The sequence below is a fragment of the Pseudoalteromonas sp. R86517 genome (assembly GCF_042466295.1).
In the GTDB taxonomy this organism is placed as follows: domain Bacteria; phylum Pseudomonadota; class Gammaproteobacteria; order Enterobacterales; family Alteromonadaceae; genus Pseudoalteromonas; species Pseudoalteromonas atlantica.
The window spans coordinates 2,333,329-2,349,582 of the sequence record NZ_JAXHCB010000001.1 but is presented as its reverse complement, the minus strand read 5'-3'; the positions used below and the strand labels follow the sequence as shown (position 1 = coordinate 2,349,582).

Below are 16,254 nucleotides of genomic sequence, written 5' to 3'. Positions count from 1 at the left end.
TTTTTAGCTTGCGTCGCAGCCTAACTTTTGTTTTAAAGCATCCACTACAAGTGGGCTTACAAATTCGCTCACATCGCCATTATGGCGGGCAACTTCTTTTACCAAGGTTGATGATATAAACGAGTTGCGCTCAGAAGGTGTTAAAAATACGCTTTCTAAATCTGGATTTAGGCGGCGGTTCATATTTGCGAGCTGAAATTCGTAATCAAAATCAGATACCGCTCTAATACCGCGAATAAGCACATCAGCTTTATGATCAAAAGCTAAATCGGCTAGTAAGCCTGAAAAGCCAATCACTTTTACATTACTCAAATGCCCTAAAATAGTGTTGGCTAAATCAACTCGCTCATCGAGACTAAAGCAAGGCTTTTTAGAAGGGTTATGAGCAATAGCAACAATAACTGTGCTAAACATTTTAGCTGCGCGCTGAATTAGGTCGGTGTGGCCGTTGGTTAACGGGTCGAATGTACCAGGATAGATTGCCGTAACGTTCATAGATTTCACTAACTATTATTTTTTAAGTAGTCTATCAGTGTTTGTTCTACAAATCAGCCTAGGAGATCAGGTTGAGCTTTTATGTTTGATATTTAATCAGTAAAAGTGCTTTAAATGCGTTACCGTTTTTTAAAGTGTAATTACGCTGCTTAGGCTTTGCGTTAGTTAACAGCACCACATTAATGCAAATGCCTGCGTGCAGCATAATCAGACCCCCGTATTTTAAAATAGTAAATTATGATGGTATTTAAACCTGCCTGATTTGTTTATACTGCAAGGCTGATATTTAGTGTAATGTAGTTTATAAGTTAATTTGAGTCGTCGCATATGAATACTAAGGATAAAATAATACACACCAGTATTTCGTTATTTAATGAACATGGTGAGCGTGCAATATCAACCAATCATATTGCATCACATTTAGGGATGAGCCCGGGTAATCTTTACTATCATTTTAAAAATAAAGAAGACATTATCCGACATATTTTTGCGCTTTACAGCGAGCATTTACATACTCATTTTAAACCTATTGAAGCAAACGATGATGCGTTTGATCATTTAACTGCTTATTTAGATTCGTTATTTGAGCTAATGTGGCGCTATCATTTTTTTTACGACAACTTAGGCGACATCCTCTCCAGAGATGAAAGCTTAAAACAAGCCTACATTGGTTTTCAGTCAACTTTATTAGAGCAGGTTCGCCAAGTTATTTTAGGCCTGCGCGATAACGAAATGATTGCCATAGAAGAGCAAGATGCGCTTGAACTTGCCCATACTCTTAAGCTAACCGTTAGTTTTTGGACTCCGTATATTAAAGCGCGTAGGCTCAGTGGTAATTTAGCTGAGCAAGATATTTATCATGGCATTTTAAAAGTATTAGCATTATTTAGGGCTTACAGCACCGAAAAAAGCATTCTTAAAATGAATCAGTTACGTGAAAAATACACCCAACTTGCAGAGCAAGCGCCAGCGCTTGCCTAACTGCTGTTAGTTGGTTAGTTCCTAGACGCAAAAATTTTTGCTATAATCGCGCGCCCAATGCCTGGGAGCGCGAATTCCCGCAGTCTAAGAGTGAACTATGCTTAAATTTATCGTCAAACTACATCCTGAAATTGCCATTAAAAGCCGTTCGGTACGTAAACGCTTTACTAAAGTGTTAGAAAATAACATTAAAATTGTATTGCGCCGTGTTGACGAAAAAGTACAAGTAAGAAACAACTGGGATAATATTTCTGTTGTAACTAAGCTTGATGATGCACAAACACGCCTAGACTTTATCGATAGCTTGCAGCGCATTCCTGGTATTGTGCAATTTATTGAAGTGACCGAAACTGACTTCACAACGCTTGACGATATCTATAAAAAAACCATAGACCTAGTAGGGCACACCATTGTTGGTAAAACGTTTTGTGTACGCGCAAAGCGTATTGGTCAACACGACTTTACTTCTACGGATTTAGAGCGTTACGTGGGTGGTGGTTTAAACCAGCACGTTGAAGGCGCGCGCGTTAAGTTAAGCCGCCCAGAAGTAACTATTCGCTTAGAAGTAAAAGACGATAAAGCCTACATAGTTACGCAAACTCACCTAGGTATGGCAGGCTTTCCACTGCCAACACAAGAAGACGTGCTTTCGTTAATGTCAGGCGGCTTTGACTCTGGTGTAGCAAGTTATCAGATGATCCGTAAGGGCGCTCGCACGCACTTTTTATTCTTTAATTTAGGTGGCGCAGCACACGAAATTGGTGTTAAGCAAGCCAGCTACTATTTATGGAAAAAATTTAGCTCTACCCATAAAGTTAAATTTATCACGGTTGATTTTGAACCGGTTGTTGCCGAAATTTTAGAGAACGTTGAAAACAGCCAAATGGGTGTTGTGCTAAAACGCATGATGATGCGTGCTGGCAGCCAAGTAGCCGAAAAATTAAATATTCAAGCCTTGGTAACTGGTGAGAGTATAGGTCAGGTTTCTAGCCAAACCTTAGCTAATTTAAGTGTAATTGACCGCGTAACAGAAACCCTGATTTTGCGCCCACTTATTCAGCACGACAAACAAGAAATTATAAATATTGCACGTAAAATTGGCACCGCAGAAATGGCCGAAACCATGCCTGAGTACTGTGGCGTAATATCTAAAAAGCCAACGGTTAAAGCTAAACTTGACGTTATTAAAGCCGAAGAAGAAAAGTTCGACTTTGATGTGCTTAATACTGTTGTTGAAAACGCTCGCATTATGGATGTGCGTGATATAGACGTAGAAGCTAAGCAAGAACTTAAAGAAGCTGAGTCGGTAGTTGATTTACCAGCGGGTGCAGTGGTTGTTGATATTCGCTCACCAGAGGAAGAGGATGCCGCGCCGCTTGAGATTGACGGTATAGATGTAGTGCATTTACCGTTTTTCCGCTTAGCGACTAAATTTGGTGATCTGCCAAAAGATAAGGATTACTACCTGTATTGTGAAAGAGGGGTTATGAGCCAGTTACAGGCGCTTATTCTTCATGAAGCAGGCTTTACGGGTGTAAAAGTTTACCGCCCGTAAAGGTTAACCGTAATTTAGAGCGTGGTTTATACCACGCTTTTTTTTGCCTTAATTTTAGCAAGTAGAGCATCGTTTTGCGGGGTGCTGATATTTAATCGCTTACCTTGTTGGCTAATATAGCCACAAATGGCGTCTATTTCGGTTTGTCGGTTATGCGCTACGTCTTGATGCATTGAAGAGTAGTTTTCAGCGGTTAGCATCATTACGTTGTAAGCGTTGTTAAGCGCATCGGCAAGTTTAATATCAAGCTTTAAAGCATGGGCTATTTGGCATGCCTCAGTTAATAAGTTAAAAATAATGCTATTAAAATAAGGGGCACGTAACTGACCATTTTTAATATCATACAGTGCGCTTAATGGGTTAATGGCAATATTTACTAATAGTTTTTCAAACCGTAGCTGCTCAATATTAGTACAGTAGCTTAGCTGCGGCACGTTTTGCAATTGCTCACACATTGCTTGGTGATAACTGTGCGCGCAAGGGTTGCAGGCACCTAATACGCTTTTACCTTCACCGGTGTGCTGTACTATAAAGTCGTTTGTTTTAAAGCCAGCCATGCTGGTGGTTAAAAAGTACAACGCTTGTCGCTTATCGAGTTGCTCATTGAGCGTTTCAACATTACCCATTCCGTTGTGCGATACAACAAGTACACTACTTGGCGATAAAAAGGGTTTAACTTGCGTAAAGGCCGATTGAACCTGAAAAGCCTTTACAGCAAAAATAACAATATCAAACCCGGGCTGTTCATTAATTTGCTTAAGCGTAATAAACCGCGCATTAATTTTTTGCGAAGGCTGTTTTGCTTTGCAATAAAAGCGTGTATTTGCAGTGGCTTTGCGTGTTAACACATGAACAGTGTGAGCTTTAGATAAAAAATGGCTTAGCAATAAACCAATAGCGCCGTCGCCAATAATAAGAATATTAGCCATAAGGGTTCTTTTTTCGAGGAGTAAAAATGGTTCTTAGTAAAAAGTACGTGGCCGCGCCGGCAAAATCAGCAATAAAATCACCTAAAGAGGCCTGCCTGTAGGGAAGCGCATCTTGCATTATTTCTATTGCTGCACCGTAGCCCGCAAGCAAAAGTACTTGCGTGTACAGCGGTAATTTAAAGGCTTTATCCATAATGATGGCAAGTATAAAAAAAATCCCAAAGTGGGCAACTTTATCAACATGTGGAAATAAGTTCGTAACGCCGCCTTTTATTTCTTTGGCAAATAAGAGGGTAAACACCACAATACTAATCAAAAAAACTGCTTGGTAAACACGCCTTGTCACGATAAATCCTAAAACCGCTTAAAAAAGAGGCTGCAGTATATCAAACTAAATTAGTATCGCACCTGAACAACTGGCAGAAAAATGTAAAGATTTATAATTTTAGCGTTATAATCGGCGCATAAATTTAGATTTAATAGTTAGGAGAACCCAATGCCTTCATTTGATATCGTATCAGAAGTAGAAATGAACGAAGCTAAAAATGCAGTAGATAACGCCAACCGTGAGCTAGAAACGCGCTTTGACTTTAGAGGTGTTGACGCATCAATTGAGCTAAACGACAAAACAATTAAACTAAAAGCAGAAGCTGACTCACAAGTTATGCAATTGTTTGATATTTTAGCAGGTAAAATTTCTAAGCGTGGTATGGACGTAGCAAGCTTGGAGCTGCAAGACATCACTCGTGCTGGTAAAAACGTGTTTCGTAATGTTGCACTTAAGCAAGGCATTGAGAAAGACATGGCTAAAAAAGTAGTTAAAGCCATTAAAGACTCAAAAGTAAAAGTACAAGCTGCTATTCAAGGTGAAGAAGTACGTGTAACGGGTAAAAAGCGTGACGATTTACAAGCCGCTATGCAAGTCGTTCGCACTGCAGATTTAGGCCAGCCTTTCCAGTTTAAAAACTTTCGCGATTAATTAGCTAAGTGCCTTTAGTATTTTAAAGTGAAAATTTAAATGTGTGGTTATTAAATATATTAGCCACACATTTTCCCCCGTCTTAATTACAGCCTTTACTTACCCGCAAGCCTAAACCCCTTTTACCTGTGTAAAATTAGTCCACTGTTATTCCATACTCTTTTAACGTTATTTAAATGCATTATTAAACCTGCTTATCACGCAGTTGCGTATATTAGGCTATTCTTAATATCAATATTACTTAATAGCGACTGTTAAAGGCTTTAAATGCTTAAGTTTTTTGTTTTTATACTTATTATTGCGAGCAGTAAGTTTAGCTTTGCCAAGCCAATAAATGTAGATGTGTTGGTAGAGGACGGTTACTTTCCAATTATTATTAATGCCGAAAAAGAGCAAGGGTTAGCGCCTGAGTTTGTAAAAATACTCAATGACTCTCAAAGCGAATATAAATTTACTCTTAACTCTTTGCCTGTAAAAAGGCTCAAAAAGTGGGTCGAATGGGGGGAGTTCGACATGTTGTTTTTAATGGCTATGCAATGGGTGCCTGAGGTAGCAAGAAGTGCCTTACAGGAAACGAGCTTTTATGTTATTGCTAAAAATGAGTTGTATACGCTGGCACAAAACGCCCAAAAGCAAAGCTATTTCGATGACTTACATGCTTTAACAAAAGCGGGAGTATTGGGGTACTCCTATCGTTTTGCTGATTTTAAAACCGATGCACAGTATTTAAGTGAAGAACACCAAGTTAGTTTAACAATCGATGAGTTTAACGTTGTTAAAATGCTGCTATTAAAGCGTGCCGATGTAGGGGTGTTAAATAACATAGCTTATCAATACTTTAAAAAGAACAACATTTTTAATATGAACCTGCTTTATAAGAGTAATACCCCAGATGCTATATACGATACTCATTTTTTAGTTAATCCTGCGCGCAGTAAAATTACGGTAAAACAAATGGATAAGCTTTTAAATTCGCCTGAAATAAAACCTAAAATCACAGCGCTTTTAAGTTCATACGGCGTAACATCCAGCTTTACTGAAAATAAATAATTTAACCTTTAGCTATATAGACGTCCGTTGACATTTGTAAACAAACTGCTCACAATAACCGCCTATTTTCAAGGTGCTTGCTGGTTGCTAAATACAGGGTTTAAAGTATTAAAACTAACAGCGAGATAATCGGGAAGTTGGTGCGCCTTTATGATAAAAGCAATCCCAACACTGCCCCCGCAACGGTAAAGTATTAACGCATTTATGTGTTTACTGAGTCCGGAGACCGGCCTTGAAGTAATCTTACTTACTTAAATCTTTGCGGTGGGCAAAGATAGGGAACATCATGCTAAATAAAACAACTCTTGGCGTTGCTATCTCGGCTGCGCTGTCTTTTTCTGTATCTGCTGCACAAAGCCCAATTGAAAAAATCACTGTTACCGCTAATAAATTTGAACAATCAATAAATAATGTATTAGCGAGCGTTAATGTAATTGAACGCGCCGAAATAGATGCAAGCAATGTACGCGATTTACCAACCTTATTAAGCACTCAAGTGGGTTTTCAGATTAATCCTAATGGTGGCTTTGGCCAAACGTCCGGCGTATCTTTACGTGGTACAGGTTCTGGCGATACGCTAATTTTAATTGATGGTGTACGCACGGGCTCAGCCACGCTAGGACAAAAAGCATTAAATAACGTGCCGCTAAATAGTATTGAGCGAATCGAGATCATAAAAGGCTCGCGTGCAGCTGTGTATGGCTCAGATGCATTAGCTGGGGTTATTAATATAATAACGCGTGAAGCGAGCAATGTATCACTTGATGCCACATTTGGCTCTAACGCTTATCAAAACTATCAGCTTGCAGGTTCAGTAAAATCAAATGAAGTGGTTAGCGCATTTAATGCAGGCTTTGAAAAAACCGATGGTTTTGATGCATTACAAGGTATAGCGCCCGATGACGACAGCTATGAAAATAAAAACGTAGGCTTTAAAGTAAACTATGCAGATGCACACTACGGTAACTTTAAGCTACTAGGCCAGTACAGCGAAGGCTACGCGGATTACGATAGCAGCTTTAGCCCGGCTACGAGCACGGTTGAAAGAGGGGACTTTAAAAACTATCAACTGTCGGCGCAGTGGAGCAAAAACTACACTAACCAATCTCATGCTATAGATGTTGCTTTTGCAACCGATGATTCTGACAGCACATATGTGGACTCTTTTACCGGCGGGCCATTAACCAGTACATTTATTACTAAGCGCTCGCAAGTAGATTACAGCGGCCAATACCGCTTAACAAATGAGCTTAATATTAGCGGCGGCGTTAATTGGTATAACGATGATGTATCGCAAAGCTCGCTAGCATTTGATGAGGATAGCCGCGATGTATTAGCAGTGTTTGTTGGGGCTTATTACGACACCGACACTGTGCTTGCCAATTTAACTCTTCGCCAAGACGACGATGAACAGTTTGGTGATGAAACAACCTATACTGCGGCGGCTGGTTATCATTTATCTGAAAATTCAACATTTAGAATTAGTCAAAGCACAGGTTTTAAAGCGCCAACATTTAACGATTTATACTACCCAAATTTTGGTAATCCGGATCTCCAACCTGAAAAGTCAATAAACCGCGAGCTTGGTGTAAATGTTAATTTTGACAGTGCACAAGTCGATTTTGCAATTTTTAGAAACGATATCGAAGATAAAATTGATTACGATGAAAACTTTGCGTTAGCTAATATAAACGAAGCTCGCTATGAAGGGGTTGAGTTTAGCCTTACACAGCAAATTTTAGGTTTTGATAGCCACTTTAATTTTGCATATTTAAGTGCCGAAAACAAAGAAACCGGCGATGAGCTACGCAATGTTGCCAAGCGCACTGTTAATTGGGAGCTCGCAAAGCAATTTGGTGATTTTGATGCTCGCATTGATATGCAATACCGCAGTGATCGCGAGGGTGCAGTCACGCGCCTAGGATCGTATACACTTTGGAACCTAGCGGGTAACTATCATGTAAACGATAATATTGAGCTGTCGCTTCGTGTAGAGAACCTATTTGACAGAGATTACAATGTGGTTGACTCAAGAGCTGACTTTACAAGCGGTGACGTATATTACTACAACACCCCAGAGCGCCGCTTTTTTGCAGGTGCAAGCTATCAGTTTTAATAGCGTTTTTTAATATACAAAAGCCCGATTTATATCGGGCTTTTTAATGTGTATTTATACCAATTCGCATTAATACTTAATCATTTTCAGGGGCTAAATGTGTCGCTATCTGCGTTAAAAAATTCTCATTTAGAACAACTAAATAGCGAATTTTTTGCCTTGCTATCAACACGTTTATCCATCCTCAAAATAGATCACTTAATTATGCGGATTGGTATTAGAATTATTTTAACAACGCAAATTAGCTAGTCAGCTAAAAATTCTTTAAATACAGTTTCAAACTTGTGTAACTTAGGCGCAATTAAAATACTACAGTAACCCTGCTGTGGGTTTTCGTTGTAGTAATCTTGATGATAATGCTCCGCTGGGTAATATGTGGTAGCAGGGCTAACCTCTGTCACTATTGGTTCGCTAATATGGTTTTGTAGCTGGGCTATCATCTCATTGGTTTGATTTAATTGTGCATCGTTGTGGTAATAAACAACACTTCTATACTGTGTGCCAATATCGTTACCTTGGCGATTTAATTGCGTGGCATCGTGTAACGTAAAAAACATGCTAAGCAGTGTTTCAAAACTCACTACAGCGCTGTCAAATTCCAGTTGCACAACCTCAGCATGGCCTGTTGTACCAGAGCAGACTGATTTATACGTGGGGTTGTCGGTATGGCCGCCGGTGTAACCTGAGCTTACGTTTAGTACACCTTTTACTCGTCTGAATGCAGCGTCTATACACCAAAAACAGCCTCCACCAAATGTTGCTAGTTGTGTTGATGTGCTCATAAGTTGTCCTAATTATGTCTGTTACAGTATTAAGGCGAGCATAAATTGAATACGCCGTAACAGCAAGTTACGGCGCAGTGTAAGCTCAGTTAAATTTCTTCGCTGTCTTTTAACGGGTGAGAGTCGGCTTGCTTATTTAATTTTTGCTGTAAAAACTCTGGCGACTGTGTGTTGCGGGCTAGGGCATAATACGCCGCAGGCACAACATAAAGCGTTAGCAATGTTGATACAATAACCCCTGTAAATACCACCACACCAATTACCATGCGGCTCTCTGCGCCTGGGCCTGATGCCAATACTAAAGGCACTGCGCTCATTACCGTAGTCAGAGAGGTCATTATTATTGGGCGCAGGCGCTGAGTGGCCGCTTGCAAAATAGCCTCACTAAATTCTACGCCTTTATCACGCAGTTGGTTGGTAAATTCGACTATTAAAATACCATTTTTAGCGCTTAAACCTATCAGCATTACAATACCAATTTGGCTATAAATATTAAGCGTTAAGCCAGTTGTCCATAGGCCAAACATAGCGCCCATTAGGCCAAGTGGTACTGTTAGCATAATGACAAACGGGTGCATAAAGCTTTCAAATTGGGCAGCTAAAACTAAAAAGGTTACAGTTAGGGCAAGCACAAATACATAGGTCATGGCCGATGCGCCTTCGTAATATAATTGTGATTCACCTTTATAATCTACAGCGCCGTCAATGTCGTTTTCTTCTGCGGCTACTTTGTTTAAAAAGTTAAGTGCTTGTTCAAGTGTATAACCGTCCGCAAGATTAGCGGTTAGTGTAATGGCGCGCATTCGGTTATAACGGTTTAAGCGCGATGCTGTGGCCTCTTCTTTTAAGCTTATAAGGCTATCTAGTGGGACCAGCTCACCACTGCGTGATTTAAGGTAAATATTTGAAATGTCAGTAGGGTTTGTAAAGTCTTGTTTAGTGCCTTTTAAAATTACATCGTATTCTTCACCTCGGTCAATAAAGGTGGTAACACGGCGCTGCCCTAACATGGTTTCAAGCGTGGTGCCTACATCTGATACCGACACACCTAAATCAGCGGCTTTGTTTTTATCTATGCTGACTAAAAATTGTGGAAAGGTTTCTTTATAGTCGTGATCGATTCTTACCAAGCCTGGATTTTTTTCTGCGCGCTCTATAATGCGGTCGCGCCAATCAGCAAGTTGCTCGTAATCGTTACCTTGTAGTACAAACTCAATGGGGCGAGAAGAGCCCCCACCGCCAATACCACGGCGCATAATAGCAAAGGCACGTACATCTGTTACTTCGGTCATTTTGGCGCTTATTTCGTCCATAACTTCCCAGGTAGAGCGTTTGCGCTTATCCCAATCGGCCATACCAACGATAGCAACACCGCCACTGCCGCCCCAGCCCGGTACGCGCACTAAAACACGGCTTAATTCGCCAGCTTCTGAGTAAGGAAGCAGGCGCTCTTCTATTTTGGCCATGTTGGCAGCGTTATTTTCATAACTTGCGCCTTCAGGGCCGCTCATCATAATAAAAAAGGTACCGCGGTCTTCTTTTGGCGTAAGCTCAGAGGGCACTTGCAAAAACAACGAGTAGCTAACAAAACCAGCAAGTACTAGGCTTATCATTAAGCCCCATTTTTTGGTCATATTTGAGGTAAGCGATTGGCGGTAACAGTTTTCAACTTTGCTAAAAACACGGTCCATCCATTGGCTAAATTTACTTTCTTTTTCTGACGCTTTTAAAACTTTAGAGCACAGCGCCGGCGAGAGGGTAAGGGCAGTAATACTAGAGAAAAACACCGCGGCACTTACAGCCATTGCAAACTCTGTAAACAAGGCGCCAATTCGCCCATCCATAAATACTAAAGGTACAAACACCGAAATAAGCACAAGCGTTGTCGCAATAATTGCAAAGCCTACTTCGCGGGCACCTCTAAAGGCCGCTAATAAAGGTGGCTCGCCAAGCTCAATCCGACGGTGAATATTTTCAAGCATTACAATGGCGTCATCTACGACTAGGCCAATTGCTAATACCAGCGCAAGTAAGGTTAATAAGTTGATTGAATAACCCATGGCAAGTAAAAACATAAAGCTGCCAACAAGTGCTACAGGCACAGTAACGGCGGGGATAAGCGTAGCGCGAATATTACCTAAAAAGATAAATATTATTAACACCACTAACCCCATAGAAATGGCAAGCGTGCTATATACTTCGTTGATTGACTCTTTAATAAAAATAGACGAGTCGTAGCTGTCTTGAATAGTGGTGCCCTCTGGCAAATTACGTTTTATTTTTTCAAGTTCACTGCGGGCGTTGTCTACCACTGTTAAGGTGTTTGCTTTAGCTTGCTTTACTATGCCAAGGCCAATCATGTTACGGCCGTTACCACGGAACAGGCTTTCATCGTCGGCGGCTTCTAAATGTACATCGGCAACTTCACCTAAACGCACAAGGTAGCCGTCTTCACCACGTTTAATAACTAAGTTTTGAAAATCACGTTGGTCTTTATAGCTACGCGCTGTTCGTACGGTAAAATCGCGGTCGATAGATTCAATTTCACCTGCTGGTAGCTCTACGTTTTCACTGCGTAGGGTGTTTTCGATATCACTCGAAGTGATCCCTCGAGCAGCCATGGCTTGGCGGTTTAGCCAAATTTTCATGGCGTATTGGCGCTCACCACCAATACGTACATTTGAAACGCCATCTACAACGGCTAATCGGTCGACAATAAAGCGCTGTGCATAATCGCTCAATTGCAGCGAGTTCATGGTTTCACTGTTAAGTACAAACCAAGCAATAGGGCTCTCGTCACTGTTTGACTTAGACACCTCTGGGGGGCGCACTTGCTCTGGTAGGTTATCTAGTGCGCGGGCTACTCTCTCTCGTACATCGTTTGAGGCTGCGTCAATATCACGGCTTATATCAAACTCAATAACGATATTAGAGCGCCCATTTCTGCTTGAAGAATTAATACTTTTAATGCCTTCAATACCCGATATCCGGTTTTCTAATATTTGCGTTATTTTTGTCTCGACTATTTCTGCCGAAGCACCAGTGTAGTCAGTACTAATACTGACAATAGGGGTTTCAATATCTGGGTATTCCCTAAGTGGTAGCATCGAAAAAGCCACCAAGCCAAATGTTAGCAGTAGTAAGTTAATTACTATGGCAAAAACAGGGCGTTTAACACTCGTATCTGTAATTTTCACCGATTAACCCTCAACACTTACTTTGCTACCAGGGCGAATTTTAATAATGCCTTCGGTAATCACTTGCTCGCCATCGCTAAGGCCTTCATCAATCGCTACCCAGCCGTTATTTCTGCCTGCAACATGCACTTCTACCTTGTTGGCAATACCCTCTTTTACTTGGTATACAAAATGTTTATCTTGCAGTGGGATCACGGCTTTTTCTGGCACCATAAGCGCCTGATTACTACTAAGCTCCAGAGCGGTGTTTAAAAGCATACCAGGGCGTAATAGCCCGGATTTATTAGCAAAGCTTGCGGTTACTTCTACACTGCGAGTAATCGAGTCGATACGAGAACTAATATGGGTCACTTTGCCGGTAAAGGTGCGCCCTGGGTAGGCATCGTTTTGAGTATGTACTTTCATGCCTAGGTTAAGTTGAGATAAATATTTTTCAGGGACTTTAAAGTCAACTTTTATAATACTAATATCATCAAGCGTTGTAATAATTGTATCGCTACTTACATAAGCACCAACCGACACTTCTCGTTTGCCTAATAAGCCAGAAAACGGTGCGGTAATTAGCATTTCATCAAGTTTGGTTTTAGCGCTTTCTAGTTGGGCTTGCGTGGCATCTACGCGAGAAAGCTGCTCTTCTAATAATGATTTAGCGGTAGATTGCGTACGAGAAAGCTCAGTAAGGCGGCTTAATTGACGTTTTTCTTCTTTTAAGTTAATGCCTAGCTCTTTTACAGCGTATTGTTCTTGCTGATTTTGCAGCTGCACAAGGCGTTGGCCTTTACTTACTAAGTCGCCATCTTCAAAATATATGTGTGTAACATAATCGCTTTGTGCGCTTTTTATATAAATTGCTTGGTTTGCGCGTGCACTGCCTATGGCTTCAATCATAACGATGTTTTCTTGAGACGATACCGTATGAGCCATCACCTGTGTGGGTGTATCACTTGAATTAGATTGTTCACCATGGCTAGATGGCAAATATAAGTACACACTTAAAATAACAAGAAGCGTAATTAAAAATGGAAAAAGAGCTTTACCTGACTGTTTTGAATACATCGTTTTCATACCTGAAAATAAATTGTAAGTATTGTACGAAATAAGACCGTGAAAAGGCGGTTATGTGTCTCATAAATTTGTGCGTTAGGCGTAAAAATTTATGAGACTAATTACTTGTTCCCATTTAACACTAAAATTATGATAAAACGATGAAGCAACCACCGCAGTGTAAAACCTGTTTAACAATGAGAAAAATAATACTTTGGGGTATTGTTATGTTTTTATTTTATATGGCTTTTTACCAATATGGGTAAGCCAAGTTCAATAATAAAATACAGGGCGCAAGGGGCGCGCAATGGCATTGAAGTACTTACTGTAGGCAGCGTAGGTTTAGTATTTATTATGCTGTTTAATTTACTGCGCCCGGGTGAAATTAGCTTAATAGAAATTTTTTTAGTAAGCATGTGCATAGCTGCTATTTTTATTGGTTTTTTAAAAACACAGGAACCTTATTACAGTTTAGTGCTTAGTGAGTCCTTACTTGTGTATCAGCATAAATATGGCCAGTGGCAGTTACATGTTAGTAACTTACACCACAGCGGTATTCCTAAGGTGGCTGATGGCCTTGAATACCTTGAATTAAATGCAGTAGGTTTAAAGCTCAATGATATGGACGAATTTTTAAGCGCTATACACCCACGCATTGCCGGAAAACTACTGATAGAGCAGCGTAATTTATTTATGCAAGCTGTTCAAAAATATTGCAAAAATGGCAATTGCCCATCAGAATGGTTAATAGAAGAGACGCAATACACCTCACCTAAAGGATTTAGCTATACTGGACTTATAGCTATGTTTGCTAACAGAGCCAAGCACCTTGAGTTGTTAACGGGATATAACTTACTGTTACCCGCAAGTGTATTAGAGACAGACATTTGGTCGTTCAGTGCCGATTTAAATAAATGGAAACGCGCACCTGAACGGTTTATAGCATCGCAAGTTGGACACTAAATGCGATAGTAGGAAAAATAATGAGCCAAGAAAGATCTTTTATAAAGAGTGGTCGCAATACCATCATCCATAAAGATAAAAAGCTTGATCTAGTCATTGTAAATGCAGAGCAGCACCCACGTATAAAGGTAACTCAAAATGGTTTGGAGCCATTTAAAGAGGATCTACCTAAAAACCGGCGTGATGCCAAAGAGCGTTACCTTGAAATTGTTAATGTAAGTAGCGCTGATATTTTTGGTGAAGAAAAACAGCTGTTGTTTATTCAGGCGCTTGATGGGCGTGAATACAAAGTAGATTACTCAAAAATAGGCACTAAGCTGTTTGTGCGTATTCATCAAGATACGTATATGTAATACTAATCCACAATAATGCTTAATCATTTTGCGACACGTTTTCCAGCCTCAAAATGGATCACTTAATTAAGCGAATTGGTATAACTCTAAATGGCACCTTTATTGCTAGTGATTACACTATAGTAATTATTTGACATTATAGGTGCGTTTTATGAAAGCGTTTGCTTTTACTCCCCTTATATCTTGTTTTTTATTGGCTGCCTGTGGCGGTGGAGGCGGCGGTAGTGAAGACTCTACTGTTGAAACCTCGGTTAATGCCGGAACCGATCTTCAAGTTGTAGAAAAAACAGAGTTTACAATCACCGCACAAGGCTCACCAGATGACGGTACCTTTACTTGGCAGCGCGTTAGCGGCCCATCTGTGGACGGCTTCCCGCTTGAAGGTGCAGAGCAAACAATTACTGCGCCCGATGTTAAAGCCGATAGTGAACTTGTACTATCTGTAAGCTATCAAACAGATAATGGCAGCTTAGTTAGTGACAACGTGAGCATATTTATTACCTCAAGTAATCAATTACCGCTTGCTGTTGTTAGTCAAACAGCCCCAGAAACACTGCCTTCAACCTATAACGACACCGTAACGTTAAGCGCTGAAGAGTCGAGCGACCCTGATGAAAATGGCCAAATTAATAGCTATCAGTGGCAATTAATTTCAGGCCCTGATTTAGATGTAACCGACTTTGACAACTCTACGGTAAGTTTTAGCCACCCGCTGCTTGAATCAAATACTAATTTAATATGGCAATTAAGCGTTACCGACGACGAGGGCGGCGAGGCAAGTACTGAATACAGTATGACATTAAATAAAACAGACGAGCTGGTTGTGGCCAATGCCGGAGATGACCAAAACGTTGAAGAATTTGAGGAAGTGACCTTAGATGCAAGTGAAAGTGACACCCTAACAGATACGTTTTCATGTAGCTGGCAACAATTAACGGGCAATGCCGAAACGCTGGCAAATACTAGCCAATGTACCACGACATTTTTTGCCTCCGACGTTGATTTAGATACCACGTTGAGCTTTGAAGTCACTGTTACTGATTCTAAAGGGCGCACTGACACCGATACCGTATTTATTGACGTATCACCAAAAGCATTAGGGTTAATTAACGACAGTGGCCTAGGCGAGTGTTATAACAATACCCAGCGTATCAATTGCCAAAGTAGTGACTTTCCGGGTCAAGATGCAGAGCTTGGTCGAGACAGCTTTGCCAACCAACTCGATAAAGCAGGCCAAGGTAACCTTGCGTTTGACTACACTAAGCTAAATCAGTTTGCCGATGAAGTGGCTGATGATAGTGACGACTTTACTTGTATACGCGACAACGTAACGGGGCTTGTATGGGAAGTGAAAAGTGTAGAGTCAGGTACATTACCTAATACCACCTTACGCGATGGCCAAAATCATTACTTTTGGGATTTAGGCACGACAACCTTTACCGATACCAGTACTGCTAATACCACCTGTCCAGATGATACAAGCTGTGGTGTGCAAACCTATATAAATGAAGTGAACGACTTAGATTTTTGCGGCGGTACCAATTGGCGCTTACCAACTTACACTGAGCTGTTGAGCTTAATTGATTATGGCAAGCAGGGCGAAAACGTATTAATTGATGAAGCGTTTTTTCCAAATATGCCAGAAGCAGGCGCTATAGATGATGTGAATTTACCGTACTGGACATCGCAAACTGCAGCCGATGGTACCAGCTTATCGCAAGCGTACATTATCGATATGAGCAACGGGAATGACTTAGCCTACCCGAAAGAAAAATACGCGTATGTACGTTTAGTCAGAAGCCGATAGGAG

General features: G+C 40.7%; 14 protein-coding genes and 1 riboswitch. Of the genes, 8 read left to right on the top strand and 6 right to left on the bottom strand.

The window, feature by feature from the left end:
• Positions 1 to 3: 3 nt before the first annotated feature.
• Positions 4 to 495: a pantetheine-phosphate adenylyltransferase gene (gene coaD / locus SJY38_RS10560; protein ID WP_004588523.1), complete on the bottom strand. Its 492-nt coding sequence runs from the start codon at positions 493 to 495 to the stop codon at positions 4 to 6.
• 327 nt (positions 496 to 822) lie between these two features.
• Here coaD and SJY38_RS10555 point away from each other — a divergent pair, with 327 nt between their 5' ends.
• Entirely contained in the window at positions 823 to 1,476 is a 654-nt protein-coding gene (locus SJY38_RS10555) for a TetR/AcrR family transcriptional regulator (protein ID WP_004588522.1), read from the top strand.
• A 97-nt stretch (positions 1,477 to 1,573) separates the two neighbouring features.
• The gene (gene thiI, locus SJY38_RS10550) at positions 1,574 to 3,031 is read left to right on the top strand and encodes a tRNA uracil 4-sulfurtransferase ThiI (protein WP_004588521.1); all 1,458 of its coding nucleotides are present in this window, start codon (positions 1,574 to 1,576) and stop codon (positions 3,029 to 3,031) included.
• Between the two features lie 26 nt (positions 3,032 to 3,057).
• On the opposite strand, the gene SJY38_RS10545 is transcribed toward thiI, so the two are convergent.
• Together SJY38_RS10545 and SJY38_RS10540 are read right to left on the bottom strand one after the other, a co-directional pair.
• The gene (locus SJY38_RS10545; protein ID WP_273610685.1) at positions 3,058 to 3,960 is read right to left on the bottom strand and encodes a ketopantoate reductase family protein; all 903 of its coding nucleotides are present in this window, start codon (positions 3,958 to 3,960) and stop codon (positions 3,058 to 3,060) included.
• Complete coding sequence (locus SJY38_RS10540; protein ID WP_064386896.1) at positions 3,953 to 4,306, bottom strand: VanZ family protein; 354 nt, start codon at positions 4,304 to 4,306, stop codon at positions 3,953 to 3,955. Before SJY38_RS10540 ends, SJY38_RS10545 begins: the two co-directional genes overlap by 8 nt.
• A gap of 150 nt (positions 4,307 to 4,456) precedes the next feature.
• On the opposite strand from SJY38_RS10540, the gene SJY38_RS10535 reads away from it, so the two are divergent.
• The 3 genes from SJY38_RS10535 to SJY38_RS10525 all read left to right on the top strand — a co-directional run bounded on the left by SJY38_RS10535 (position 4,457) and on the right by SJY38_RS10525 (position 8,105).
• Positions 4,457 to 4,939 carry a YajQ family cyclic di-GMP-binding protein gene (locus SJY38_RS10535; RefSeq protein WP_004588518.1) on the top strand — a complete coding sequence of 161 codons (483 nt, stop codon included), beginning with the start codon at positions 4,457 to 4,459 and terminating at the stop codon, positions 4,937 to 4,939.
• Between the two features lie 267 nt (positions 4,940 to 5,206).
• Positions 5,207 to 5,989 (top strand): ABC transporter substrate-binding protein, encoded by a 783-nt coding sequence (locus tag SJY38_RS10530; RefSeq protein WP_288421949.1) that lies wholly within the window; start codon positions 5,207 to 5,209, stop codon positions 5,987 to 5,989.
• An 86-nt stretch (positions 5,990 to 6,075) separates the two neighbouring features.
• Positions 6,076 to 6,239, top strand: a riboswitch (cobalamin riboswitch).
• A gap of 36 nt (positions 6,240 to 6,275) precedes the next feature.
• Positions 6,276 to 8,105, top strand: coding sequence for a TonB-dependent receptor domain-containing protein (locus SJY38_RS10525; protein ID WP_288421947.1), 1,830 nt, complete (start codon positions 6,276 to 6,278; stop codon positions 8,103 to 8,105).
• Between the two features lie 245 nt (positions 8,106 to 8,350).
• Here the strand turns inward: SJY38_RS10525 and msrA are convergent, their stop codons facing one another.
• From msrA to SJY38_RS10510, 3 genes are all read right to left on the bottom strand, one after another.
• Positions 8,351 to 8,887 carry a peptide-methionine (S)-S-oxide reductase MsrA gene (gene msrA / locus SJY38_RS10520; protein WP_273607304.1) on the bottom strand — a complete coding sequence of 179 codons (537 nt, stop codon included), beginning with the start codon at positions 8,885 to 8,887 and terminating at the stop codon, positions 8,351 to 8,353.
• Between the two features lie 89 nt (positions 8,888 to 8,976).
• Positions 8,977 to 12,084 (bottom strand): efflux RND transporter permease subunit, encoded by a 3,108-nt coding sequence (locus tag SJY38_RS10515; RefSeq protein ID WP_377109719.1) that lies wholly within the window; start codon positions 12,082 to 12,084, stop codon positions 8,977 to 8,979.
• Positions 12,085 to 12,087: 3 nt separating this feature from the next.
• Positions 12,088 to 13,140 carry an efflux RND transporter periplasmic adaptor subunit gene (locus SJY38_RS10510; RefSeq protein WP_004587178.1) on the bottom strand — a complete coding sequence of 351 codons (1,053 nt, stop codon included), beginning with the start codon at positions 13,138 to 13,140 and terminating at the stop codon, positions 12,088 to 12,090.
• A 246-nt stretch (positions 13,141 to 13,386) separates the two neighbouring features.
• On the opposite strand from SJY38_RS10510, the gene SJY38_RS10505 reads away from it, so the two are divergent.
• From SJY38_RS10505 to SJY38_RS10495, 3 genes are all read left to right on the top strand, one after another.
• Positions 13,387 to 14,091 (top strand): DUF2982 domain-containing protein, encoded by a 705-nt coding sequence (locus tag SJY38_RS10505; RefSeq protein WP_286740229.1) that lies wholly within the window; start codon positions 13,387 to 13,389, stop codon positions 14,089 to 14,091.
• A gap of 20 nt (positions 14,092 to 14,111) precedes the next feature.
• Positions 14,112 to 14,444, top strand: coding sequence for a hypothetical protein (locus tag SJY38_RS10500; protein ID WP_024034321.1), 333 nt, complete (start codon positions 14,112 to 14,114; stop codon positions 14,442 to 14,444).
• 151 nt (positions 14,445 to 14,595) lie between these two features.
• Entirely contained in the window at positions 14,596 to 16,251 is a 1,656-nt protein-coding gene (locus SJY38_RS10495; RefSeq protein WP_273607307.1) for a DUF1566 domain-containing protein, read from the top strand.
• The last annotated feature ends 3 nt before the right edge of the window (positions 16,252 to 16,254 follow it).